Origin of the sequence: Peterkaempfera griseoplana (assembly GCF_001418575.1) — a bacterium.
Lineage (GTDB): Bacteria > Actinomycetota > Actinomycetes > Streptomycetales > Streptomycetaceae > Peterkaempfera > Peterkaempfera griseoplana.
In genome coordinates this window covers 1-22575 of sequence record NZ_LIQR01000107.1, presented here as the reverse complement: position 1 = coordinate 22575, position 22575 = coordinate 1, and the positions used below count along the sequence as shown (strand labels likewise).

Genomic DNA, 22575 nt, shown 5'->3' with positions numbered 1-22575 from the left:
GCGAGGATCGCGGCCAGGGCGAGGTAGGTGCCGCGCCAGGTCAGGTGCTCGGCCAGGGTGGCGGTCACGGGTGCGAAGACGGTGCTGGCCAGGCCGCCCGCGAGGGTGAGGACCATCAGGGCGCGGACACTTTGGGGGCCGTACCAGCGGGTGAGGGCCGCGAAAGCCGGCTGGTAGAACGTCGCGGCCATCGCCGTCCCGGCGAGGATCCACGCGGCTGCGAACACTGCCAGGTTGCCGGCCTCGGCCGCCGCGGCCAGCGCGAGGGAGGCGAGGCAGGACCCTGCGGTCATCACGCCGCGGGGTCCGTGGCGGTCCAGGATCCGGCCGACGGGGATCCCGGCGGCCGCGGAGACGAGCAGCGCGAGGGAGAACGCGGCGGTGGTGGCCTGGGTGGGCCAGCCGGTGTCGGCCGCGATCCGCGGCGCCAGCACGGGAAAGGCGTAGTAGACGATGCCCCAGCTGGTGATCTGGGTCGCGCACAGGGCAGGGAGGGCGGCGCGGGGCCGCGACCGGTCCCCTGTTCCGGTCGCGGCCCCGCGAGTTCGTGTGTCGGTCACGAGCCGCAGCAGCCGCCCGCCGCGGTCTCCTCGGGCGCGGCCGGAGCGCCGACGCCGAGCTGGATCAGCTGCGGTGCCGGGGCAACGCAGCAGCCACCCGCGGCCTGGTCCTCGGGGGCGTCGAAGAGTCCGGCGCCGCCGCAGACTCCGGTGTCGGGGAGGGTGAGTTCGACGCGGTCGGCGGAGGCGGTGTCGCCGTCGATCGCGGCGGCCACGGAGCGGACCTGCTCGTAGCCGGTCATCGCCAGGAAGGTGGGCGCGCGGCCGTAGGACTTCATGCCGACCAGGTAGATGTCCTGCTCGGGGTGGGCGAGCTCGCGGTGGCCGTGGGGGTAGACGGTGCCGCAGGAGTGCTGGTTGGGGTCGATCAGCGGGGCGAGTTCGACGGGCGCCTGGAGGCGCTCGTCGAGGCCGAGGCGGATCTCGGACAGGAACGACAGGTCCGGGCGGAAGCCGGTCAGGACGACGACCTCGTCGACTGCGTCGAGGCGGCGACCGTCCTCGGCGACGAGGACCAAGCGGCCGTCGAGGTCGCGCTCGATCGCCCCGGTGCGGAACCCGGTGACCGCGTCGGCGTATCCGTGGTCCACGGCGGCCTTCGCCGCCTGTCCGAGCGCGCCGCGGGCCGGGAGCTGGTCGGCGCTGCCGCCGCCGAACGTGGAGCCGGAGATACCGCGGCGCAGGACCCACACTGCCTTCGTGCCTGCCCCGTCGTCAGCCTGCGCGAGGTCGGCCAGGTAGGCGAGGGCGGTGAACGCGGAGGCACCGGAGCCGATCACGGCGGTGCGCTTGCCGGCGTAGCGGGCGCGCACGGCCGGATCCTTCAGGTCGGGCACGCGGTAGGTGATCCGGTCCGCTTCCGTCCTCTCGCCGAGTGCGGGCAGGCCGCTGCCGCCGGCCGGGCTCGGGGTGGTCCAGGTGCCGGAGGCGTCGATGACCGCGCGGGCGAACAGTCGCTCCTCGCGCCCGTCGGCGTGGTGGACGTGGACGACGAAGGGCTGGGCCGCCCGGTCGGCATCCACGATCCGGTCGCGGCCGGCCCGGGAGACGCCGGTCACCCGGGCGCCGAAGCGCACCCGCTCGCCGAGGACGTCGGCGAGCGGCTGGAGGTACTGCTGAGTCCAGTCGCCACCCGACGGGTAGGTGGCGGCGTCGGGCCTGGTCCATCCGGTGGGGGCCAGCAGCTTCTCGGCGGCCGGGTCGACGACCTCGCCCCAGGTGGAGAACAGGCGCACGTGCGCCCACTCGCGCACCGCGGCGCCGGCGGCCGGACCCGCCTCCAGGACCAGAGGTTCCAGGCCGCGCTCGATGAGGTGGGCGGCGGCGGCCAGACCGATGGGACCCGCGCCGATCACAACGACCGGGAGACGGGAGGGGATGGTGCTCGGGCTCATGGCGAAGCTCTCCAGCAGTGCGGTGGTGGGGATGGGTCCGCGAAGGGGCCGGGTCAGGAACAGCCGCAGCCGCTCGCTGCGGCGGCCGGGGTGCAGCACGCCGTGGCGGCGGCCGGGGCTGCATTCTCGGTGGTGCCGCAGCACGAACCAGCGGCCGGCGCTGCGGTGGTGGTTGCGGTGGTGTTCGGGCCGGTGGCGGTAGTGGGCTTGACGGCCTTGACGATCGCGGAGTGCATACCGTCGGTGACCTCGTGGGTCGGCGTGATCTCGATGTCGGTGAAGCCCGCGGCGACGAGTCCTGCGCGGTACTCGGCGAAAGACAGGGCGCCGGCGATGCAGGCGGTGTAGCCGCCGCGCTCGGCGCGCTGCCGGGGGTGAGGGTGTCGTCGGCGACGACGTCGCTGATGCCGAGGCGTCCGCCGGGGACCAGGACGCGGAAGGCTTCGCGGAAGACGGCGGGCTTGTCGGTGGACAGGTTGATCACACAGTTGGAGATGATCACGTCGATGGTGGCTGCGGGCAGCGGGACGGCCTCGATGGTGCCCTTGAGGAACTGCACGTTCCTCGCGTCGGCCTTCTCCGCGTTGGCCAGGGCCAGGGCCAGCATCTCGTCGGTCATGTCGAGGCCGTACGCCTTGCCCGTCGGGCCGACCCGGCGCGCTGAGAGCAGGACGTCGATGCCGCCGCCCGACCCCAGGTCCAGCACCCGCTCACCCTCACGCAGTTCGGCGACCGCGGTGGGGTTGCCGCAGCCGAGGGACGCGGCAAGCACCTGCGCGGGCAACTGCTCGCGCTCCTCTGCGGCATACAGGCCGGCTCCGAACGAGGCATCGACCTCGATTCCCTCACCGGAACAGCAGCCCCCGCCGCCCTCGGTGACCTTGCGTGCCGCTGCCGCGTATCCGGCTCGCACCTGCTCGCGCAGGTCCTGCTGAGTGTCCGACAACGCTCGCTCCCCACGTTCCAGCAGCGGCACGGACCCGCAGCCGCTGCTTAGACATCCGTCGATGCCGTCGACCTTGCCGCATGGATCGACAGATGTCAAGATAGACGCATGTCGAATTCGAGCCTGTCCGAGCTGCCGGTCATCGACCCGGGAGTGGCGCCCTGCTGCCCGCCACTGACCTCCGCCTCGCTCTCCGAGGAGGACGCGGTCAAGATGGCGGCGATGTTCAAGGCGCTGTCGGACCCGGTGCGGCTGCGGCTGTTCTCCCGGGTGGCCTCCCACCCGGACGGGGAGGCGTGCGTGTGCGACATCCAGGACGTCGGCGTCTCCCAGCCCACCGTCTCCCACCACCTGAAGAAGCTCCGGGAAGCCGGACTGCTGGCCTCGGAGCGGCGTGGCACCTGGGTGTACTACCGCGTCGAGCCCGGCGTCCTCGCCGCGATGGCCGCCCTGCTCGCCGGTGCCCGCTGACCCGCAGGCGGGAGGCCGCCACAAGCGTGGGAGTCCAGTATCGAGCCGCAGGTCAGCGTCCTGGCCCGCTGGGTGGATGCCGCCACCCTCGTCGCCGCCTGAAGGCGCGGTTAGCGCAGCAGGGCGGCGATCTCGGTGGCGGCCTCGCGGGCGGGGCGGCCGACCCCGATCAGGGTGGCGGAGGCGGGGCCGGTCCAGTCGCCGTAGCCCAGTAGGTGCAGCCGCGGTTCACCGAGGGCGCGGGTCCCCACCGTAGGGATCCGGCCGCGTGGCCCGCGCAGGCCCAGCGGTCCCAGGTGGGCCAGGGCGGGGCGGAAGCCGGTCGCCCAGATCACCGCATCCGCCTGCCTGCGGCTGCCGTCGGCCCGGACGACCTCGCCGTCGGTGAGGCGGGTGAACATCGGCTCGGCCTTGAGCAGGGCGGCGTCCCTCGCGGCTCGCACCGGCTCCACCGCCACGATGTCGCCCAGGGCCGCCACCCCCGCGGTGTCGGCGCGGCCAGCGTCCAGGGCGCGGCGGCGGGCGGTGGCGACGTCGAACAGGACGCGGCCGTCGATGTCGTCGGGCAGCAGCCGCGGCGGGCGCCGGGTCACCCAGGTGAGGTCCACGCCGCCGTGCAGGGCGAGGTCGGCGGCGATCTGCGCCCCGGAGTTCCCGCCCCCGACCACCACCACGCGCTGCCCGGCGAAGCCGGCGGGGCTGCGGTAGTGGACGGTGTGCAGCTGGCGGCCGGTGAACGCGTCCTTGCCGGGGACCGCAGGCAGGAAGGGGCGCCACCAGGTGCCGGTCGCCGAGACGACGGCCTGGGTGTGCCAGGTGCCGGCGTCGGTGCGGACCTCAAGGCCGCCGGAGGAGCGAGCAACCCCCGTCACTCGGACCGGACGGTGCACGGGCAGGTCGTAGCGGCGCTCGTAGTCGGCGAGGTAGTCGACCACATGCCGCGCGCTGGGGTATGCGGCGCCGGGCTGCGGTGGCATCGGTCGGCCGGGCAGCGAGGAGAACGCCGCTGGGGAGAACAGGCGCAGCGAGTCCCAGCCGTGGCGCCAGGCCCCGCCCGGGGCGTCCTGGGCGTCCAGGACGGCGAAGTCGATCCGTTGGCGGCGCAGGTGCCAGGCGGCGGCCAGACCTGCCTGGCCGCCGCCGATGACCACCACCTGTGTGCGGTGCCGAGTGGTCACGAAAGCGGCGCGGGCTGCCGGTGACCGGGGCGGCTGGTGAAGCGGCGGCGCCAGGCCAGCGAGACGTACACCAGCGCCACCAGGACGGGGACCTCGATGAGGGGCCCGACGACGCCGGACAGGGCCTGGCCGGAGGTGACGCCGAAGGTGGCGATGGCCACCGCGATGGCGAGCTCGAAGTTGTTGCCCGCTGCGGTGAAGGCGAGGGTGGCGGTGCGGTCGTAGCCCAGGCCGAGCGTCTTGCCGAGGGCGAACGTGCCGAACCACATGATCGCGAAGTAGGCAAGGAGCGGCAGCGCGATCCGGGCGACGTCGCCGGGCTGGTGGGTGATGGTCTTCCCCTGCAAGGCGAAGAGGATGACGATCGTGAACAGCAGTCCGTACAGGGCCCAGGGGCCGATTTTGGGCAGGAACTGCTGCTCGTAGGAGGCGCGGCCCATCTTCCGCTCGCCGATCCGGCGGGTGAGGAAGCCGCCGACCAGGGGGACGCCGAGGAAGATGACGACGTTCAGGGCGATCTTCCACATGGAGATGCTCAGGTGCTGGCCGTCGCCCAGGCCCAGCCAGCCGGGCAGCAGGTCGAGGTAGAACCAGCCCAGCAGGCCGAACGCGAGGACCTGGAAGACCGAGTTCAGGGCCACCAGGACGGCGGCGGCCTCCCGGTCTCCGCACGCCAGATCGTTCCAGATGATCACCATCGCGATGCAGCGGGCGAGGCCGACGATGATCAGGCCGGTGCGGTACTCGGGCAGGTCCGGCAGGAAGATCCAGGCCAGGGCGAACATGACCGCTGGGCCGACGATCCAGTTGATGACCAGCGAGGAGACCATCAGCTTCCGGTCGCCGGTGACGGCGTCGAGCTTGTCGTAGCGGACCTTCGCCAGTACCGGGTACATCATGATCAGCAGGCCGAGGGCGATCGGCAGGGAGATGCCGCCGATCTCGACCTTCGCTAGGGTGTCGTTCAGCCCGGGGATGAGCCGGCCGAGTCCGAGGCCGACGGCCATCGCGGCGAGGATCCAGACCGCCAGGTAGCGGTCGAGGGTGGAGAGCTTGGCGACGACCGAGGGCGACTCGGCGGCCGGGGCGGTGCGGGCGGCGGTCACGGGCAGGCCCTCTTGTTCTGCGTAGCGGAGTGGGCGGATGCGGCGAGCTCGGCGAACTGCCCGGACAGTGCGGCCAGGGCATCGGCGTTGAGCTTGTAGTAGGTGAAGCGGCCGCACGGCTCGGTCTCCACCAGTCCTGCCTCGCGCAGCACCTTCATGTGGTTGGACAGGTTGGTCTGCTTGGCCCCGGTCTCCTCCACCAGGTGCGTCGTGCACAGCGTTTCCCGCGCCAGCAGGGTCACGATCTTCCACCGGAGGGGATCCCCCAGCACCCGGAGCACATCAGGATCGACTGAAGTCAGCATGGACTGATACTGTCACATCACTCGGGGCTGATACCAGCTTGAACTGACCTGTGTGCCCGGTAAGAGCGCCTTGCCGCGCCCCGTCGGCGAGCGCCCGGCCCGGACGGCTTGCCCGCCGAGGCCGCTTGAGTCACGACCTGCCGGGTCGCCCCGCTGACCTGAACCACCGCATCGGCCCATCCCTGTGATGAAGGAAGCACCCATGCCTGCCGCCCCGCTCGCCTCCGTGCTGTTCGTCTGCGTCCACAACGCCGGCCGCTCGCAGATGGCCGCCGGATTCCTGACCCACCTCGCAGGCGACCGGATCGAGGTCCGCTCCGCGGGCTCCCTCCCCGGTCACCAGGTCAACCCCGCCGCCGTCGAGGCGATGAAGGAGGTCGGCGTCGACATCTCCGAGCAGAAGCCGAAGGTCCTGACCACCGAGGCGGTCCAGGCGTCGGACTATGTGATCACGATGGGCTGCGGCGACGCCTGCCCGATCTTCCCCGGCAAGAAGTACCTCGACTGGGAACTGGAGGACCCGGCCGGCAAGGGCGTCGAGTCCGTCCGCCCGATCCGCGACCAGATCAAGACCCGCATCGAGAACCTGATTGCCGAGATCGACGCCCAGCAGGAGCAGTGACCTCCATGACCCAGACCGTGCCGTCCGGCACCGACGTGCGCGAGGTCGTCATCATCGGCTCCGGCCCCGCCGGATACACCGCCGCCCTCTACACCGCCCGCGCCCAGCTGCGACCCCTCCTGTTCGGCAGCGCCATCTTCGTCGGCGGATCGCTGACCACCACCACCGAGGTCGAGAACTTCCCCGGCTTCCCCGACGGAGTCGACGGCCCGGACCTGATGGAGCGCATGTGCGCCCAGGCCGAGAAGTTCGGCGCCCGAGGGGTTGCGACCGTTCCTCCACCGCTTGCCCGTCCGGTAGTTGATCCCGACGCGGCTGCACGCTTCCCGGCTGCTCAGACCCTGGTCCATGAGCCGGAAGTATTCCTCCCGTTCACGGACCAGGGCCTTGCGTCCCCGAGACACCGTCCGGTCCCTCCGGATCTCGAACATCGCACCCCTTGAGCTGGGGTGTTGCATCGATCCCTAGAACCTAAGTTGTCACAGGGGGCCGCAGTCGAGTTCCGCGGTGTCACACGGTCACCGGTAGATCTTTCCGGGCTCGGGGGCGCCCGGGTAGAGGAGCTCGGACACGGTGACGAAGGTGTAGCCGCGTGCGGCGAGCGCTTCCAGGATGGTGGGCATCGCGGGCACGGTGCCCAGGTGCAGCGGGTGGAGCAGAATGATTCCGTCGCGATCGGCGCCATCGAGGACCCGCCTGGCTATCAGCGCCGGGTCGCTCGTCTCATAGTCCTTCGCGGTGACCGTCCACAGGACCTGCGCCAGCCCCAGCTCCTGCGAGATCTCAGAAACGCGGTCATCGGTGCGGCCCTCCGGCGGCCGCATCAGCGTGGGCTTCCTGCCGGTGATGTCAGAGATGGCCCGCCCGGTGCGGTTCAGCTCATCGCGGACCTGCCCATCGGAGACCTCGGTCAGCCGCGGGTGGGTCCAGGTGTGGTTCCCGATCTCATGCCCGGCAGCCGAGATCCGCCGCACCACGTCCGGATACTCATGAATGCGTCTGCCTTCGAGGAAGAAGGTCGACGGAGCCTTGTACTGGTCCAGGATGTCCAGCAGCCTGTCGGTCGGCTCACCGGGGTTGCCGTCGAACGTCAGCGCAATGCACTTCGCTGTCCGGCAGTCCACCCGCCCCGGCACCTTGCTCGCCTGCGCCGCAGCCCGGTCGCGCACCTCGCGCGGGGACAACGTGTGCATCGCGGACGCCCGGATGGCGATCACTGTTCCGACCGCGGCCGTCACCACAGCCGCGGTCAGGAGTATCAGCAGGCGAGGCCGCTTCTTCACAAAATCCACCCGGGAAGCCTACCCACTGATCGTTTCCGAATGATCTCCGGAGGCGGCGCAGGCAGATGATGCCGCAGGCCGGCCCCGAGCAGGGCCTCGTTCAGGTTGCCCGTCGCGGTGTTGCCGATGGCTCCGGCGCGGCAGCCCGCCAACCGCACTGGCGGGTGGTCGCCCTGACCGGCCGGTAGCGTCTACGGCGGGTGGCCGTCCCACCGGGCTGCCGCGGTCAAGGCACGGCACGGCACGGGAAGCAGGGCGCCAATGCGCCAGGGCGAGACCTGCGGCGGTTCCGTCAGGTCACGTTCACCCGGTTGCGCACCAAATATGGCGAATCGTCATCATGTGGCTACGCTGTGTGGCTGTGCAGGGACAGGTGGGCAGTCCGAAGCAGCGCAGGTGGGTAGTCGCCGTGCTGCTGGGTGCCGCGCTGTTCGCTGCCTCGCATCTGCTCGTGTGCGCCACGCACGAGGTCGCGGAGAGTGTGCACCTGCCCCGGGCCGACATGGCCGCGGGGTTCGCCGGCCCGAGTGGGCACCCGGTCGTCCTCGGCACTGTCGCGTCAGGGGTGGTCCTTGCCGCTTCGGTGCCGCACCTGCCTCCAGCGGAGCGGTACTCGCTGACCGATTCCTGCTGCCGAGGCGGTGAGCTTGGGCTTCCTGTCTCGCGGACCCCGGCGGCCGCCTGGAGTCTCATGGTCCTGGCACTTGCGGTCGCGGCGCTGTGCCTTCGCGGTCTCCGGCCACTGAGTGGGTCCGCGGCCCCGGCGCGGGGCAGCCCCGGAAGTCGATGGCCGTCGGCCCCGTCCCTGCTCGACCTGGTCTGCGTCAGTCGCCGCTGACCGCGCCACCGCAGCGCACAGCCCCGGGGTTGATGCGGTGCGGCGCCGTGTCCTGCGCGCAGCGCTCCTCCTTGCACGGCGGACCGGGTATGCCCTCGGGTCCGCGGGAAGACCAGGCCATGCACAGCCCTGCTCACCCCCTGTCCTTGCCCGGCGGGCCGGCCGCGTTTGCGGCGTGTCCGCTCCCGGACCCGGCCGCCACGGCCCGTAGCGCCGCCCACTTGGTGGGCAACACGCCGGTGCTGTGGATCGCGGAGCCGTTCACCTGTGACCAGCGCGGTTTCTTCGCGAAGCTGGAGGGCTGCAATCCCGGCGGGATCAAGGACCGTGCGGCCCTGCACATGGTCGGCGCAGCCCGTGAGCGCGGCGATCTCGCCCCGGGGGCGCCGATCGTGGAGTCCACCTCCGGCACCCTCGGTCTCGGCCTGGCCCTGGCCGGAATCGCGTATGGGCACCCCGTAACCGTGGTCGGCGATCCCGGCATGGAGCCGTTGATCGTCCACCAACTCCGGGCGTACGGCGTGGACGTGGTGCTGGTCGACCGGCCGCATCCGGTCGGAGGCTGGCAGCAGGCCCGCCGCGAAGGGGTCCGCGCCCTGCTGGAGGCCGTGCCGGGAGCCTGGTGCCCGGACCAGTACCACAACCCCGACAACACGGCTGCCTACACCGGCCTGGGCCTCGAACTGGCGCTGCAGCTCGGACGCATCGAGGTGCTGGTCGCGGCGGTGGGCACCGGCGGGCACTCCGCCGGGGTCGCCCGCACCCTGCGGATGCTCCACCCCGGCCTGGAGGTGGTCGGCGTCGACTCCATCCACTCCACCGTCTTCGGCCAGCCCGCCGGCCCCCGCCTGATGCGCGGCCTGGGCAGCAGCATCCATCCGCGCAACGTCGACCACCAGGCGTTCAACGAGGTCCACTGGGTCGCCCCCAACGAGGCCGTGTGGGCCTGCCGGGCTCTGGCCCGGCACCACTACGCCAGCGGCGGCTGGTCGGTCGGCGCAGTCGCCCTGGTCGCCCGCTGGCTCGCCCGCACCCGCTCCGCGGGCACCCGCATCGCGGCGGTCTTCCCCGACGGCGTCCACCGCTACACCCACACCGTCTACAACGACATCTACTGCCGAGAACACGACCTTCTCAACCGGCCGCCCGCGCCGGACCCCGACGAGATCAGCCATCCCAGCGAGCGCACCGCCGAGCGCTGGACCCGCTGCCCGCACCCCACAGGGACACCGGCCATCCCCGCCCCGCCACCCATGACCGCACACACGCCGAGCGCGCCCGCCGCAGCCACCGACTCCGCAGCCCCAGCGCAGGGTGTGCGGTGAACGGCACACTGATGCGGCAGGTCCGCTCCTTCAACGGGGTCGTCCGGATGCTGATGGTGCAGCAGTTCACCATCAACACGGCCTTCTACATGCTCATGCCCTACCTTGCCGCCCACCTCGCCGACGGCCTGGGCATGGCCGCCTGGGCCGTGGGCCTGGTCCTCGGCGTGCGCAACCTCTCCCAGCAGGGCCTGTTCCTGATCGGCGGCACCCTGACCGACCGACTGGGGTGCAAACGCGTCATCGTGGCCGGGTGCGCGCTGCGCACCGCCGGGTTCGCCGCCCTGGGATTCGGCAGCTCACTGCCGCTGCTGGTGGCGGCCTCGGCGATGACCGGCTTCGCGGGGGCGCTGTTCAACCCCGCCGTACGTGCCTACCTGGCCGCTGAGGCGGGCGAGCAGCGCGTGGACGCCTTCGCCGCATTCAATGTGTTCTACCAGGCGGGGATGTTCGCCGGCCCCCTGGTCGGCCTGGCCCTGCTCGCCTTCGACTTCCGGGCGGTGTGCGTGGTGGCCGCCGCGCTGTTCGCCGTCCTGACCGCGGTCCAAGTGCGCATGCTGCCCGACCGCCTCCCCGCCGCGGGAGCCGCACCGGAGGCCGAACCCGGACGTGGCAGCGTGTTGGCGGATTGGCGGCAGGTGATCTCCAACCGGCCGTTCCTGCTGTTCTCCGCCGCGATGATCGGGTCCTACGTCCTGTCGTTCCAGGTCTACCTCTCCCTGCCGCTGCAGGCGCAGGAGAGCGCGGGTCGTCACGGGCGGGCGGTCACCAGTGCCCTGTTCGCCGTCTCCGCCCTGGTCGCCGCCGTCGGACAGGTACGGATCACCGCCTGGGCGAAGGCGCGCTGGAGCCCGGAGCAAGCCCTGACGCGGGGACTTGCGGTCATGGGCGCGGCGTTCGCCCCGCTCCTGCTGGCCGGCCCCCTGGCAGGACTGGGCGCGGGCGGAACCGGGCGGATGCTCGCCCTGGTGCCGCTGTTCGGCTGCGCGGTCCTCCTCGCGCTGGGGACCGCGACGGTCTACCCCTTCGAGATGGACACCGTGGTCTCCCTCGCCCGTGGACGCCTGGTCGCCACCCACTACGGTCTGTACAACACCGTCTCCGGCGTGGGTATCGCGCTCGCCAACCCCGCCACCGGAGCCCTGTGGGATGCCTCGCACGCTGCCGGGCACCCGGCCTGGCTGTGGAGTGCCCTCACCGCGACCGGCCTGCTGTGCGCGCTGGGCATGAGCCTGCTGGCCCGCACCGGGCGACTGCACGACGCCCGCGAAGCCCAACTCGCAGCCGCGTGAACGCGCACCCTGGTCCGTGCCCGCCTACGTCCAGGCGAAAGAGCTCGCCGATGCCCGCCGCACCAAGCAGAAGCTGTGCGGACTGCTGGCCGCCCGACACAGGAACGCGCATCGCGCACACCGTTTGAACAGCACCCAGTAGTGCCAGAACACCCCCACGTGCTGAGGAACGCGCCCTCCGCGCGGCAGGAATGGGGCCGTGACCGATGACATCGGCACTCCGAGACCGGCGGTCGACCGTCACGGGGCCCGCAACTCGGCAGACGTTGTGCGAGCAGCGGTGGCGGGCCGTGAACGCGCCCCACCTCGTCGCTCTCCTTCGCGCCGGAGCCCGCTTCGAGGGCGGCCGCCTTGTCGAACGCCCCGAGACCCTCGCGGCCTGATCGAAGCCGCGAGGAGCGGGCCGGCCGGCGTGGGACTACTGCACGCGGGATGGCTGCCCGGTGCTGGCGCGCAAGGCTCGCGTGAACCACGTGAACACCGGAGCCAGGCTGGGCGGGACGGGCCATCCGTTGATGACTGCGAGCAGGTGCCAGTAGCGTTCCGCGCGGGGGTCGCCGGCGATCTCCAGGCGGGTCAGCAGCCAGTGGCGCAGGTCGGCGTCGTCGGCGCGGCTGAAGGTCTGCGCATAGCGGGCGGTGAGAGCGTCGATGACGGGTGCGGCCTCGGCCGAGGCCGGGGCGATGCCGGCATCGAGCGCCCGACCGACGCTGTCCCGAACGGCCTCGGTGAGGTCGTGGTGCAAACCGGTGACATCCCCCTGGGCGCGCTCGGCCGCCTGGTACTGCGCCATGCGGCGCACGGCCGCCCGGAAGTCGGGATCCTGGGTGAGCTCGGCGAGTTCCACCCAGGCGTCGACCTGCTCGGGCTCGGGGTCGTCCGGCAGTTCGGGCATGGCCGAGCGCATCATGTCGACGAAGTCGGCGTTGGCGTCGAGTCCGCCGAACGTGTCGTCGATGAAGTCGGTGATCAGGCGTCGGCGTTCGTCGTCGGAAAGCTTGGCGAGCTTGTGCACGAGGTCCATCTCCTCGGGGCTGGAGCCGCGTTTGGCCACCGCGCGCAACACAGCGCGCCGCAGTCGCAGGGTGCGGATCTGCACCTCCAGGGCATCGGCGTGTGCGGCCGCGACCTCGGGCACGGAGACCTCCCGGTCCAGCACCTGCCGGATGACGGCAAGGTCGAGTCCCAGGTCACGCAGGGTGCGCACCAGATCCAGACGCGTGAGCGCGCCGATGTCGTAGAGCCGGTAGCCAGCCGGGCTGCGGTCTGTCGGCGGCACGATCCCGGCATCGGAGTAGAACCGGATGGTCTTGACCGTCAGCCCGGTCCGCCGGGCCAGGTCACCGATCGTGAAGAGCGTGTCGCCGTCCATGCCCTCACTCTCGTGCCTCCCCCTACGGGAGACTCAAGCGTCCCTCTCCCCGCTGGGTCGCATCCACATTGACGGGCCCGCCAGTCGTTGTCGCCGGCACCTTCGTGAACGCGACCCGGTCCGACTGCGCAGAGCTGCGAACCGGCCGCTTGCCCCGGCTCCACACAGATGCGTGGGCGTCGCGGAACCCCGGTCGGAGCGGTGCCTTCATCGTTGCTGCGCGAGAACGTCCCGCAGCACGTCGGCGATCGTGGTGCGGGCCAGCCCCTTCCGGATCTCCTCCTCGAGTTCGCTGTACACCACCTGCAGGGCCGGCCGGATTCCGAAGCCGACCGGGCAGTCGGCGTTCGGCGGCGTGTGGTGCATGCCGAACGGACCCCCGCCTTCCACGGCCAGGTACACCTCCAGCAGCGTGATGTCCTCGGGCTCCCGCGCCAGAACCCAGCCCGCTCCCGCCCCCCTCTTGGACTGCACCAGTCCGGACTTCCGGAGATCGCCCAAACACCGGCGGATCACCACGGCGTTGGTGTTGACGCTCCCCGCAATGCGCTCGGAGGTCGCGACCTCGTTGTTCTGCCGGTCGAGAGACATCCAGGTCAGCACATGGATGGCGATCGTCATTCTGCTGTTGGCACTCACTTCGTTCTCCTCCCTGTCCGGCGAGGCGATCCGACCGCCGATCTCCGCCCATCCATCCGCATACGGGATGCATTGTAACAGACAATGTTACATGACCGCGGGCCGCTGCCCGACCTGCGGAAAGACCATCGCCCCAGCCCTCCCCCTTCGGGCTGTGACCACATCGGCGTACCGTCCGCGACGCTTCGGGGCGATGCCTTGGGCGAACCCGGAACCCCTGGACTCGCTCGCGACACCACACCCAGGCCACCGCGTCATGCCGCGGACCGGTTCACTCAAGCGGCAGGAAGGGCCGATCGCACCCGCCCCTGCGGGGAGCGAGGGACCGCCGAGCCTGTCGTGCTTGTCGTGTCGGCAGGGTCGCCCGGCTCCCCGGAGGCACGTGTCGGCGGTCACGCCGGTACGCCTGGCGGCACGGGCACTCGACAGGAGGCGCCCCGGCGGTGTAACAATAGTGATTACATCGACGGTCCGCGGCCGGGGTTCCCCGACCGCGGGATGCCCTCCGATCCCTGCAGCAGGCATGCAACGGGCGTGCGCCTGGCCGGCAATGGCAGCGCCGTCACCTCCATCGAACCCTGACATACGCACCCCTCTCCCGGGATCGCTCGCATGCGGGTCGGCAGAGCGGGGTCTTCGCGCCGGATGATGTAACAGAAATTGTTACTTCTCTGGAGCGTTCACACCTATCGCGACTTGGAGAACCACACCATGGGACAGCTTGACGGCAAGACAGCCATCATCACAGGCGGCACCAGCGGCATCGGCCTGGCCACCGCCCAGCGCTTCGCCGCGGAGGGCGCGCACGTGTTCATCACCGGCCGCCGCCAGGAGGTGCTGGACGCCGCCATCGCGCAGATCGGCCCGCGCGCCACCGGCGTCCGCAGCGACGTGGCCGACCTGGCCGACCTCGACCGGCTCTACGAGACCGTCGCGCAGCAAGGACGCCGCATCGACGTGCTGTACGCCAACGCCGGCGGTGGCGAGTTCGCCACCCTGGAGCAGGTCACCGAGAAGCACTTCGACGAGACCTTCGGCAACAACGTCCGGGGCATGCTCTTCACCGTCCAGAAGGCGCTGCCGCTGCTGAACGACGGAGCCTCGGTGATCCTCGCCGGATCCACCGCCGCGACCTCGGGCGCCGAGGCCTTCGGTGTCTACGCCGCCTCCAAGGCCGCCATCCGCTCCTTCTCCCGTACGTGGGCCAACGAGCTCAGGGGTCGTGGGATCCGCGTGAACACCCTCGTCCCCGGGCCCATCACCACCCCCGGCAACGCCGGCCTGGCCCCCAACGCCGAGGAGGCCGCCAAGCTGCACGCCTTCTTCGCCAGCCAGGTGCCCCTGGGCCGCATGGGCCGCCCCGAGGAGGCCGCCGCCGCAGCCCTCTTCCTCGCGTCGGACCAGAGCAGCTTTGTCACCGGCACCGAACTGTTCGTCGACGGCGGCCTCAACCAGGTCTGACGCGGCGGCGGGCCTCCCCGCCGCCGCGAAGGGCACCCGCCGCAGAGCGGGGCCCCAGTCGGTCACCGCAGACGACATCTGCGGTGACCGACCCCCGCATCCCTCCCAGCCGCCGGGGCGAGGCCACTCTCGGAGCGGACCACGCAGGAGGCCCGCCCGCCCCGGGCGGGCCTCGTTGACGTTGTATGCGTGACGACAACTCCCTTGTGGCGACGGTTTTTTCAGGGTTATCGCCGCTGGTCATCGATGATGTGGTGGACGACGGCGAGGTGATCCGGGTTGCGGCCCGGACTCGGGATGTGGCCGTTCCCTGCCCGATGTGCGGGGTACCGACGGGGAAGGTGCACGGATACCACGGGCGCATGGTGGAAGATGGGCCGGTGGACGGCCGCCGCGTTGTGGTACGCCTACGGGTGAGGCGCCTGGTCTGTCCGGTCCTGGGCTGCTCACGACAGACCTGCCGCGAGCAGGGGCTGCTGGAGCGCCTTCAACGCCGCACCATGCGCTTGACCAGCCAGATATCGAGGGTGGTCAAGGAGTTGTGCGGCCGACCGGCTGCCCGGCTCGCCCGTTTCTGGCTATCGAGAGCACCTGCGCACGCGACGCGCGGCCGAGCCCGGTGTGCCCGTCACCCACCTCCTGCATGAGATCAGGGAGCTGGGCTGCACCGGCAGCGCCAACCTGCTGGTCCGCCAGCTCAACCAGGGCCGCGCCGAAGGCGACCGAACCGGGACAACCCCCCGACGTCTCACCCGGCTCCTGCTCACCCGCCCCGAACACCCGCGGACCAAAGACACCGACCTGCCCCGCCTCCTCACCGCAGCAGGCCCCGAGATGACCGCACTGGCCCAGCTCACCTGCGAGTTCGCCGCACTGCTGCCCGCTGCCCAGGACAACGACAACAAGCTCACCCAGTGGATCGCCATCGTCCGCACCACGGACCTGCCCCACCTGCATGGTTTCTGCAACGGCCTCGAACTCGACCGCGCCGCCGTCAACGCCGGCCGGACCCTGCCCTGGAGCAACGGCCGCACGGAGGGCGTCAACACCCGCACCAAGCGGACCATGCGGCAGATGCACGGCCGTGCAGGCTTCGAGCTCCTCCGCCACCGCATCCTGCTCAGGACATAACCATGCAACGTCACCACCAACTACGAAACAGAGCCGTTGGCTGGACAGACCCTCGACTGGATGGCGCCGGGGGCAGGCGGTCGAACGTGTCTTCCGCCTACCCCTCCCATCCGGAGCGCGGGCCGAGCCCATGCCTTTCGGCAGGTGTCACCCGTTGTTCTGTCGCCCGGCTCCACGCACGTCACGTGCCGGGTAGAACGCGTTGATTTCTTCGATGATGCGCTGCGGAGCCTCTTCTGCCAGCCAGTGCCCCGAGCCGGCCACCTCCACGCCGGTCGCGGAAGGCGAGGCGCCCTGCGCCCCGGCGAGCATCACATTGAGGAATCCCTCCTCGCTGATCATCCTCACGGGAATGGTCAGCGGCTTCTGCTGCAGTCGCTTGTTGTCGATCTCGTCCTGGTTCCAGTAGCGGTAGAACTCGAACCCGCCGTGGAGCACCTGCGGCCGCGAGTAGGTGCGGACGTACTCCTTGACGGCACCCGGCGACGGGATGGCGTGAGGCGAGTGCGAGAACGTCGGGTAGAAGTAGCCGAAGAACTGCTTCTCACGGCCGGTCACGAGCTGCTCGGCAAGCGGCGACTGCTGGTTGAACAGGAAGTGGAAGGACACGTTGCTGAAGTCAGCGAAGCGCAGGTTCTTGCCGACCAGAGGGAAGTCGATCATGAAGAGTCCACTGACCTGCTGACGGTATTCGGCGGCAAGGGGGTAGGCGACGCCGGCGCCGATGTCATGGGCTACGAGCTCCACACCGTGGCGCTTGCCGATCCGGTCGAGCAGATCGTGCACGTAGGTCGCCATGGTCGCGGCGGCGTAGTTCGACGGCGCTCCGGTCGAGTCCCCCAGGCCCGGCAGGTCGAGGGCGATGACCGTCCGCCCGGGAAGGAGCTTCGGCATGATCCCTCGGTACGCGTACCAGTTCTCGGGCCAGCCGTGAAGCAGGACCATGGTTTGCGGGCCGCTGCCGCCGATGACGTAGTGCATCTGTATTCCGTCGACGGTGGTGAAGCAGTGACGGAATTCCCTGTTGAACGCTGCGTCCTTGCGGGTTGCGGAGTCGTAGCCGCGGCTCTTCGGCCTCTCCGGAGCTGCGCAGGCCGGCGCGCGGGATGCGGACGGCTTTCCGCTGGCAGCGGCGTTCGCAAGGTTCGGGAGGACCAGGGCGGCGAGGGCCACGAGGCCGGCGAGGATCCCCAGGAGTCTTTTCTGATTCTTGTGCACGAAAGTACCTCGGTGTTTGCTGTTCTGCCCGGCCGCTGAGACGTGGGCACTTGCGCACTTGCTCAAAGGCCGTGGTCCGGTTGACGCACCGGCCCACAGACGTAGGCGCCAGGCCCTGCATCGCGGTCACAGCCCTGGCGTACGCCGTCAGGTGGTGCTGCCCATTCGAGGGGCGCCAGTCATGGAGCCTGCGGGCTGAGCGACTGTCGAAGCCGCTTAATTATTGACCGCTCCGTCCATAACTTACCCCATATGGACGAACCGGTCAAGAAAACGTACTGGCCACATGTCGCGCCCTCGGAAGTTTGATGAGCAGCAAGTCCTGAACACCGCACCCTGGAGCGATTCTGGTCCGGCGGGTGTACCGGCACGCGCATGGACGACCTTGCTGAGGCCACCGGCCGCGGCAAGGAGAGCCTTTACGGCGCGTTCGGCGGGAAGCAGCAGCTGTTCCACCACGTGTTCGACGAGTACTGCGGCTCAGTCCTCGACGCCACCGGCCAGCAGCTGCGGCAGCGACGAAGACGCGTACGCGCGGCTGTCCGCCCACGTGTACGCCGTAGCGTCGGCAACCGCCGCGGACACCGCCCGCTGGGGCTGCCTGCCGGCCAAGGGCACGGCCGAGCCGGCCGAACACGGCCCGACTGTGGCCGAACGGGCCCACGCCACCGTCGAAGCGGTGCACGCACTACTCACGAACGACATCGCAGCCTGGCAGCGCAACGGTGACCTCGCCTCGGACGCGGATCCGGGCAAGTGGCCGCACTGACGCTCACCGTCCTGCGTGGCATCGAGGCACTGGGCAGAGCCGGGATGAGCGAGGAGACGCCGGCGGACGTAGCTCGGACCGCGCTGGCGGCACCACCCCGCCCGACCGGCTGAAGGCCGTTGGGGTTGCACCTTCCTGGATTTCGACGCATTCGTTTGCCTGGAGCGCCGATTCCGGGGGCGGGGTCTGCGCGGGCACGGATGAGGCCGCCGAGAGGTCATTTCGCTGCCGTTCTTCGCGGCCTGGAAGCACTCCTCGATGACACAGCGTGCGCCAGCGACATGGACGAGCTCAGTGACGGTTCGTGCGGGCCGGGGCGTACGCCCGGGAGCAGGCGACCTCGTGGGCTGGGCCAGGACTCACCGGTGGTGGGGTCGGATCCTCACCGTCGTACGCGGCGACGGCGAGCAGTCGGGCCGCGGCCCAGTCGTAGACCCGCGGGCGCTTGGAACCTTCAGCGCACGAGATCCGCTCCCAACCCATCGGCGTCCTGTGTCGAGCGAATCAGCAGAGTGGCTCTCCGGTCGCGCTCACGGCGCCCGCTTCCCGGCCGCGCATCCCACTTCGGCCGCAGGACAGCCGTGTGCCGGTCCGAGGCCGTCCTCGACGGGGATCAGTCGCGGGACAGGCGCGTGAAGATCTGAGTGGCCGCGCTGAGCAGGGCGAGGGCGCCGCCGAAGGCGAAGGCTGCCGGAGCACCGTAGCCGTCGACGACCATGCCGCCGACGAGTGATCCCGCGGCGAGTGAGATCTGCAGCACGCTGACCAGGAGCGCCAGGCCGCTCTCGGGAGCGTCGGGGGTCGCGCGCAGGATCCACGTCTGCAGTGCCAGGGGCACCGCTCCGAAGGCCGCACCCCAGAGGAGGACGAGCACGACGACGGCCGGTGCCGTGCCCGTGAGGGTATTGAGCAGGACGACCGTGGCGGCGAGCAGGACGGCCGCGGTGACGTAGACCGCGCGCAGGCTGCGGCCGATGATCGCGCCGGCGGCGAAGTTTCCGGCCAGTCCTGCCACGCCGTATCCGAGGAGCACCAGCGTCACCGCGGACGAGGCGAAATGCGCCCGGTCTTCCAGGTAGGGGGTGATGTAGGTGTAGGCGGCGAAGTGCCCGAGGAACATCAGCGCGGTGGCCAGCAGGGCGATGCGGGCGGCGGGAATGCGCAGGGACGCCGTGAGCGTGGCCACGCGTATCGCGCCGGTGGGCGGCAGCGAGGGGAGTCGCAGTGCCAGAGCCACAAGGGCGAGCAGAGCGGCGCCCGCGGCGATGAAGAACGCGGTTCGCCATCCGGCGAGGTGTCCCACGAGTGCGCCGAGCGGCAGGCTGACCACGGTGCCGGCGGAGATGCCGGCGGTGATCAGCGAACTGGCGCGGTTGACCGCTTCGGCCGGCACCAGTCGGGCGGCGACGCCGGCACCCATCGCCCAGAATCCGCCGACGGCGACGCCGAGGAGGATTCTGGCCACTGCCATCACCGGCATGTTGGGGGCCAGTGCCGCCACGACGTTGGAGGCCGTGAAGGACACCGCGAGCGCGATCAGGACCTTGCGCCGGTCGAGCTTTCCCGAGGCGATGGTGAGCAGAGGCGCTGTGACGGCTGCCGTCAGGCCGGGTACGACGACGACCAGGCCCACGGTGCCGACGGAGACGTGGAGACTGGATCCGATCACGGGCAGGAGCCCGATCGGCAGGAACTCCGAGAGCACCAGCACGAAGGACATCAAGGCGACCGAAGCGACGGCCGGCCAGTTGCCTTGCGGCGAGGGTGCGGCGTGGCCTGCCGCTTCCAGCGGCTCCGGCCGGCCCACGACCGGTGCCGTGGTGGAGTGGTCACTCATGTTTCTTGTCTCCTGGACGGATCGGGGACCGTGGGTGGCCCGTGCCGCGGGGTTGCGCGGCGGCTGTGCCGCCACGATGGGACGTGAGCGGCAGAGGTCACAGCGGTGTGACCATGGAAACGAGGCGCGCGCTCGGCCCGGTGGATCGCCGGGCGGGTGACGCGCACCACAGTCGCGCGTGACCTGCTGCGTGGTCCGGTGCGGTGCCCGCCCGGTACGGCAGGATCACGCGGCAGGCGGTCCCGTCTTCCTGCAGCGGGGGGCTCTCTCGCCCCCCGCTGCGGAACGGGGGACATTCAGATCTGGTTCAGCCCACCGTCGACGTACAGTTCGGCGCCGGTGACGAAGCTGCTCTGGTCGGACGCGAGGAAGAGAGCAGCCGCGGCTGCTTCGGCGGGCTCGCCCATGCGGCCGAGGGGAACCTGCTGCGCGAAGAAGGCGTGGAGCGACTTGGCCTCTTCCTCATTGGGGGCCAGGCCGGTGATTCCCGGGGTCTTGATCGGTCCGGGCACCAGGGTGTTGACACGGATGCCACGGCCGCGCAGCTCGTTGGCCCAAGTGCGCGAGAAGGACCGGACGGCGGCCTTGGAGGCGGCATAGACGCCGAACGCCTCTCCGCCGGTGGTGGCGGCGGTGGAACCCGTGAGGATCACCGAGGCGCCGTCGTTGAGGAGCGGCAGTGCCTTCTGAACGGTGAACAGCGTTCCGCGGACGTTGATGTTGAACGTGTCGTCGAAGTGCTGCTCCGTCACCTGCTCCAGGGTTGCGAATTCCCCGCCTCCGGCGTTGGCGAAGAGCACGTCGATGCGGCGGCCCTGCTCGGCGATGACCGAGAAGAGCCGGTCGAGGTCGGTCGGGCTGGCAATATCTCCGCGGACGGCGGTGACATTCATGCCGATCTCGGCAGCGGCCGCGTCCAGCGCCTCCTGACGCCGGCCGGTGATGATCACGTGGGCGCCCTCGGCGGCGAAGCGTCGTGCCGTGGCCAGTCCGATGCCGCTGTTCGCCCCGGTGACCACGGCCACCTTGCCTGCGAGTACTTCCGTCATGACACGCCACTCCTCAGTAGTTCTTGACTGCTTCGTCCATAACGTTACCCGTTGTGGACGACGCGGTCAAGAAAGCGTATGCTCACCGTCATGGCACGACCTCGGAAGTTCGACGAGCAGCAGGTGCTGGCGACCGTGCGGGAGCGGTTCTGGGCGGGTGGGTACGCGGGGACGAGCATGGACGACATCGCCGCCGCGACCGGCCTCGGCAAAGGCAGCCTGTACGGCGCGTTCGGCGGCAAGCAGCACCTCTTCCACCGCGTGTTCGACGACTACTGCAACTCGGTCGTCGACGCCACGGCCCAGCAGCTGCGCGGCGACGACGACGACGAGAATGCGTACGCGCGGCTGTCCGCCCACGTCCACGCGGTGGCCGCGGCCACCGTCGCGGACACCGCCCAGCGCGGATGCCTGCTGGCCAAGGGCACCGCCGAGCTGGCCGAGCACGACAAGACCGTGGCCGACCGTGCCCACACGGCCATCGAAGCGCTCCACGCACTGCTGAAGGACGACATCGCCGCCTGTCAGCGCAACGGCGATCTCGACGCGAACGCAGACCCCGGACGACTGGCCGCGCTGGTGCTCTCCGTTCTGCGCGGCATCGAAGCACTGGGCAAGGCCGGAGCCGACGAGGAGATGCTGACGGACATCGCCCGCACCGCACTCGCCGTGCTGCCACGCCCCGCGAACTGACGGACCCACGTCGTCAGGGTTGCGAGAAGGGCAGGAGGGGCTTGCCATTCGGCAGGACGGCGGGACTGCCACCGAACACCCCTGACCGCCCCTCGATGCGGTGATCCTGGTGAGGCATGAAACGGGCCCGGACCCGGATCCCGGCCTGACCGGTCATCCAGCAGCCGGGCGGTGAAGTCCTCAAAGCCCAGCAGCACTTCGAGCCCGAGCGGCTGAGTCAGCCCTGCCACTCGCCACGGCCCGGGCCCCCGCATCCCATCCATGCAGCGCGGGGGCCTTTGCCGCGCCTGTCGACTACGGATTCGAGGCGCCAGGGGGCGGGTCAGACCGCCACCCGAAGCGGCACCCACATCCTCACGGTCGTAACGGGGCGCAACAGCGCGGGCGTTCTTGAGGCGGTTGAGGGTGCGCTCGACCTCGTGGCGGCGCTGGTAGCTGTCCTGGTGGAGAACCCCTGACGAGATGTGTTCCGTGATCCTTGGGTGAGTTGGTCCGATGCAGTGATGCCGTCGCGGCGCGGCCAGTGGCGGACGGAAGGATCGGCCCGTGACGTGTGACGTGTGCGGGCATGAGGCGCGACAAGTGCCGACCGCAGACTCGCGGGTGCAGGAGGCATGGGTCTGCCCCTATAGCCACGCGTGGACCGAGCTGGGTGCCCATCCGGGCTTGGTCAGCCGGTCGTCGGACGCGCCCGCGCACATGCGGTGGGAGCGCGCCGATGCCGCAGAACTGCCCACTGGCACCTCCCACGCGTACGGCTACTTCGGCACAACCTTGTGCGATATGCAGCAAGAGGGCGTGGTCCCCTCGCCCTACCGGTGGGTCCCTGACTGGGACGACGCGTGCCCGGAATGCAGGGAGGCAGCCATCGTCATCGACGGCCGCTGGCCCGTCGACGGGCGAGGCGAGAAGCGCGAGCGGCTATGTCCTGTGCCCCGCGTTCACCGGCAAGGCCCGGCGCTACCAGCCCGCTCGTACGCCGGGTAACACGCCTGCAGGACGCCGGGGCCTCGGACGGGCGGCGTGCCGACCTCTGCCGGCTACTGGAGTGCTACTGGAGTTCCATCTGCTGACCGCGGTGGTGCC

Annotated in this window: 18 protein-coding genes and 4 pseudogenes; 9 read left to right on the top strand and 13 right to left on the bottom strand. The window is 70.5% G+C overall.

From position 1 onward, the window contains the following. From AOK09_RS08950 to arsM, 3 genes and pseudogenes are all read right to left on the bottom strand, one after another. The coding region (locus AOK09_RS08950; protein ID WP_157875838.1) for an MFS transporter at positions 1 to 560 on the bottom strand (560 nt) is incomplete at its 3' end. Continuing rightward, a complete protein-coding gene (locus AOK09_RS08945; RefSeq protein WP_055586586.1) occupies positions 557 to 1954 on the bottom strand; it encodes an FAD-dependent oxidoreductase in 1398 nt (465 codons plus the stop codon). The genes AOK09_RS08950 and AOK09_RS08945, both read right to left, overlap by 4 nt. A gap of 53 nt (positions 1955 to 2007) precedes the next feature. Then, positions 2008 to 2900: pseudogene (arsM, locus tag AOK09_RS37510) on the bottom strand (arsenite methyltransferase). A gap of 108 nt (positions 2901 to 3008) precedes the next feature. On the opposite strand from arsM, the gene AOK09_RS08930 reads away from it, so the two are divergent. Continuing rightward, positions 3009 to 3371: an ArsR/SmtB family transcription factor gene (locus AOK09_RS08930; RefSeq protein WP_055586580.1), complete on the top strand. Its 363-nt coding sequence runs from the start codon at positions 3009 to 3011 to the stop codon at positions 3369 to 3371. A 110-nt stretch (positions 3372 to 3481) separates the two neighbouring features. Here the strand turns inward: AOK09_RS08930 and AOK09_RS08925 are convergent, their stop codons facing one another. The 3 genes from AOK09_RS08925 to AOK09_RS08915 are packed head-to-tail and all read right to left on the bottom strand — an operon-like array spanning position 3482 to position 5960. Continuing rightward, positions 3482 to 4549, bottom strand: coding sequence for an ArsO family NAD(P)H-dependent flavin-containing monooxygenase (locus tag AOK09_RS08925; RefSeq protein ID WP_055586579.1), 1068 nt, complete (start codon positions 4547 to 4549; stop codon positions 3482 to 3484). Further along, positions 4546 to 5655, bottom strand: coding sequence for an ACR3 family arsenite efflux transporter (gene arsB, locus AOK09_RS08920; RefSeq protein ID WP_055586578.1), 1110 nt, complete (start codon positions 5653 to 5655; stop codon positions 4546 to 4548). The genes AOK09_RS08925 and arsB overlap by 4 nt, the downstream gene beginning before the upstream one ends. Then, on the bottom strand, positions 5652 to 5960 hold the full coding sequence (locus AOK09_RS08915; RefSeq protein ID WP_055586577.1) for an ArsR/SmtB family transcription factor: 309 nt from the start codon (positions 5958 to 5960) through the stop codon (positions 5652 to 5654). Before AOK09_RS08915 ends, arsB begins: the two co-directional genes overlap by 4 nt. A gap of 202 nt (positions 5961 to 6162) precedes the next feature. Here AOK09_RS08915 and AOK09_RS08910 point away from each other — a divergent pair, with 202 nt between their 5' ends. Continuing rightward, positions 6163 to 6582 (top strand): arsenate reductase ArsC, encoded by a 420-nt coding sequence (locus AOK09_RS08910; RefSeq protein WP_055586576.1) that lies wholly within the window; start codon positions 6163 to 6165, stop codon positions 6580 to 6582. A gap of 5 nt (positions 6583 to 6587) precedes the next feature. Continuing rightward, a pseudogene (locus AOK09_RS37505) lies at positions 6588 to 6839 on the top strand (NAD(P)/FAD-dependent oxidoreductase); the annotation flags it as partial. Here the strand turns inward: AOK09_RS37505 and AOK09_RS43845 are convergent. Both AOK09_RS43845 and AOK09_RS08900 read right to left on the bottom strand, forming a co-directional pair. Beyond that, positions 6837 to 7013, bottom strand: a pseudogene (locus AOK09_RS43845) (helix-turn-helix domain-containing protein); the annotation flags it as partial. The pseudogenes AOK09_RS37505 and AOK09_RS43845 sit on opposite strands and share 3 nt — an antisense overlap. A gap of 87 nt (positions 7014 to 7100) precedes the next feature. Beyond that, complete coding sequence (locus AOK09_RS08900; RefSeq protein WP_055586574.1) at positions 7101 to 7874, bottom strand: polysaccharide deacetylase family protein; 774 nt, start codon at positions 7872 to 7874, stop codon at positions 7101 to 7103. Positions 7875 to 8822: 948 nt separating this feature from the next. Here AOK09_RS08900 and AOK09_RS08890 point away from each other — a divergent pair. After that, on the top strand, positions 8823 to 10028 hold the full coding sequence (locus AOK09_RS08890) for a PLP-dependent cysteine synthase family protein (RefSeq protein WP_079062868.1): 1206 nt from the start codon (positions 8823 to 8825) through the stop codon (positions 10026 to 10028). A gap of 11 nt (positions 10029 to 10039) precedes the next feature. Continuing rightward, positions 10040 to 11320, top strand: coding sequence for an MFS transporter (locus AOK09_RS08885; RefSeq protein WP_055586585.1), 1281 nt, complete (start codon positions 10040 to 10042; stop codon positions 11318 to 11320). A gap of 418 nt (positions 11321 to 11738) precedes the next feature. Here AOK09_RS08885 and AOK09_RS08880 read toward each other — a convergent pair whose 3' ends face one another. Together AOK09_RS08880 and AOK09_RS08875 are read right to left on the bottom strand one after the other, a co-directional pair. Beyond that, entirely contained in the window at positions 11739 to 12692 is a 954-nt protein-coding gene (locus AOK09_RS08880) for a MerR family transcriptional regulator (protein WP_055586572.1), read from the bottom strand. A gap of 207 nt (positions 12693 to 12899) precedes the next feature. Beyond that, positions 12900 to 13331, bottom strand: coding sequence for an Rrf2 family transcriptional regulator (locus tag AOK09_RS08875; RefSeq protein ID WP_055586571.1), 432 nt, complete (start codon positions 13329 to 13331; stop codon positions 12900 to 12902). 711 nt (positions 13332 to 14042) lie between these two features. Between AOK09_RS08875 and AOK09_RS08870 the strand changes: the two genes are divergently transcribed. Then, positions 14043 to 14792 (top strand): SDR family oxidoreductase, encoded by a 750-nt coding sequence (locus AOK09_RS08870; protein ID WP_055586570.1) that lies wholly within the window; start codon positions 14043 to 14045, stop codon positions 14790 to 14792. A gap of 185 nt (positions 14793 to 14977) precedes the next feature. Next, positions 14978 to 15923, top strand: a pseudogene (locus tag AOK09_RS36985) (transposase family protein). Between the two features lie 147 nt (positions 15924 to 16070). Here the strand turns inward: AOK09_RS36985 and AOK09_RS08860 are convergent. After that, positions 16071 to 17141, bottom strand: coding sequence for an alpha/beta fold hydrolase (locus tag AOK09_RS08860; protein ID WP_245687191.1), 1071 nt, complete (start codon positions 17139 to 17141; stop codon positions 16071 to 16073). 550 nt (positions 17142 to 17691) lie between these two features. Between AOK09_RS08860 and AOK09_RS41895 the strand changes: the two genes are divergently transcribed. Continuing rightward, positions 17692 to 17910 carry a hypothetical protein gene (locus AOK09_RS41895; RefSeq protein ID WP_245687193.1) on the top strand — a complete coding sequence of 73 codons (219 nt, stop codon included), beginning with the start codon at positions 17692 to 17694 and terminating at the stop codon, positions 17908 to 17910. A gap of 613 nt (positions 17911 to 18523) precedes the next feature. On the opposite strand, the gene AOK09_RS08850 is transcribed toward AOK09_RS41895, so the two are convergent. Both AOK09_RS08850 and AOK09_RS08845 read right to left on the bottom strand, forming a co-directional pair. After that, positions 18524 to 19747 carry an MFS transporter gene (locus tag AOK09_RS08850; RefSeq protein WP_175609276.1) on the bottom strand — a complete coding sequence of 408 codons (1224 nt, stop codon included), beginning with the start codon at positions 19745 to 19747 and terminating at the stop codon, positions 18524 to 18526. Positions 19748 to 20043: 296 nt separating this feature from the next. Further along, on the bottom strand, positions 20044 to 20796 hold the full coding sequence (locus tag AOK09_RS08845; protein ID WP_055586567.1) for a glucose 1-dehydrogenase: 753 nt from the start codon (positions 20794 to 20796) through the stop codon (positions 20044 to 20046). A 90-nt stretch (positions 20797 to 20886) separates the two neighbouring features. Between AOK09_RS08845 and AOK09_RS08840 the strand changes: the two genes are divergently transcribed. Then, positions 20887 to 21489: a TetR/AcrR family transcriptional regulator gene (locus tag AOK09_RS08840; protein WP_055586583.1), complete on the top strand. Its 603-nt coding sequence runs from the start codon at positions 20887 to 20889 to the stop codon at positions 21487 to 21489. Positions 21490 to 22575: the final 1086 nt, after the last annotated feature.

What these genes read in the sequence shown, in the direction of transcription:
- AOK09_RS08945 (WP_055586586.1), bottom strand. Translation starts at nt 1,954, where the DNA reads ATGAGCCCGAGCACCATCCCCTCCCGTCTCCCGGTCGTTGTGATCGGC.
- AOK09_RS08930 (WP_055586580.1), top strand. Translation starts at nt 3,009, where the DNA reads ATGTCGAATTCGAGCCTGTCCGAGCTGCCGGTCATCGACCCGGGAGTG.
- AOK09_RS08915 (WP_055586577.1), bottom strand. Translation starts at nt 5,960, where the DNA reads ATGCTGACTTCAGTCGATCCTGATGTGCTCCGGGTGCTGGGGGATCCC.
- AOK09_RS08910 (WP_055586576.1), top strand. Translation starts at nt 6,163, where the DNA reads ATGCCTGCCGCCCCGCTCGCCTCCGTGCTGTTCGTCTGCGTCCACAAC.
- AOK09_RS08890 (WP_079062868.1), top strand. Translation starts at nt 8,823, where the DNA reads ATGCACAGCCCTGCTCACCCCCTGTCCTTGCCCGGCGGGCCGGCCGCG.
- AOK09_RS08885 (WP_055586585.1), top strand. Translation starts at nt 10,040, where the DNA reads ATGCGGCAGGTCCGCTCCTTCAACGGGGTCGTCCGGATGCTGATGGTG.
- AOK09_RS08880 (WP_055586572.1), bottom strand. Translation starts at nt 12,692, where the DNA reads ATGGACGGCGACACGCTCTTCACGATCGGTGACCTGGCCCGGCGGACC.
- AOK09_RS08870 (WP_055586570.1), top strand. Translation starts at nt 14,043, where the DNA reads ATGGGACAGCTTGACGGCAAGACAGCCATCATCACAGGCGGCACCAGC.
- AOK09_RS08850 (WP_175609276.1), bottom strand. Translation starts at nt 19,747, where the DNA reads ATGAGTGACCACTCCACCACGGCACCGGTCGTGGGCCGGCCGGAGCCG.
- AOK09_RS08845 (WP_055586567.1), bottom strand. Translation starts at nt 20,796, where the DNA reads ATGACGGAAGTACTCGCAGGCAAGGTGGCCGTGGTCACCGGGGCGAAC.
- AOK09_RS08840 (WP_055586583.1), top strand. Translation starts at nt 20,887, where the DNA reads ATGGCACGACCTCGGAAGTTCGACGAGCAGCAGGTGCTGGCGACCGTG.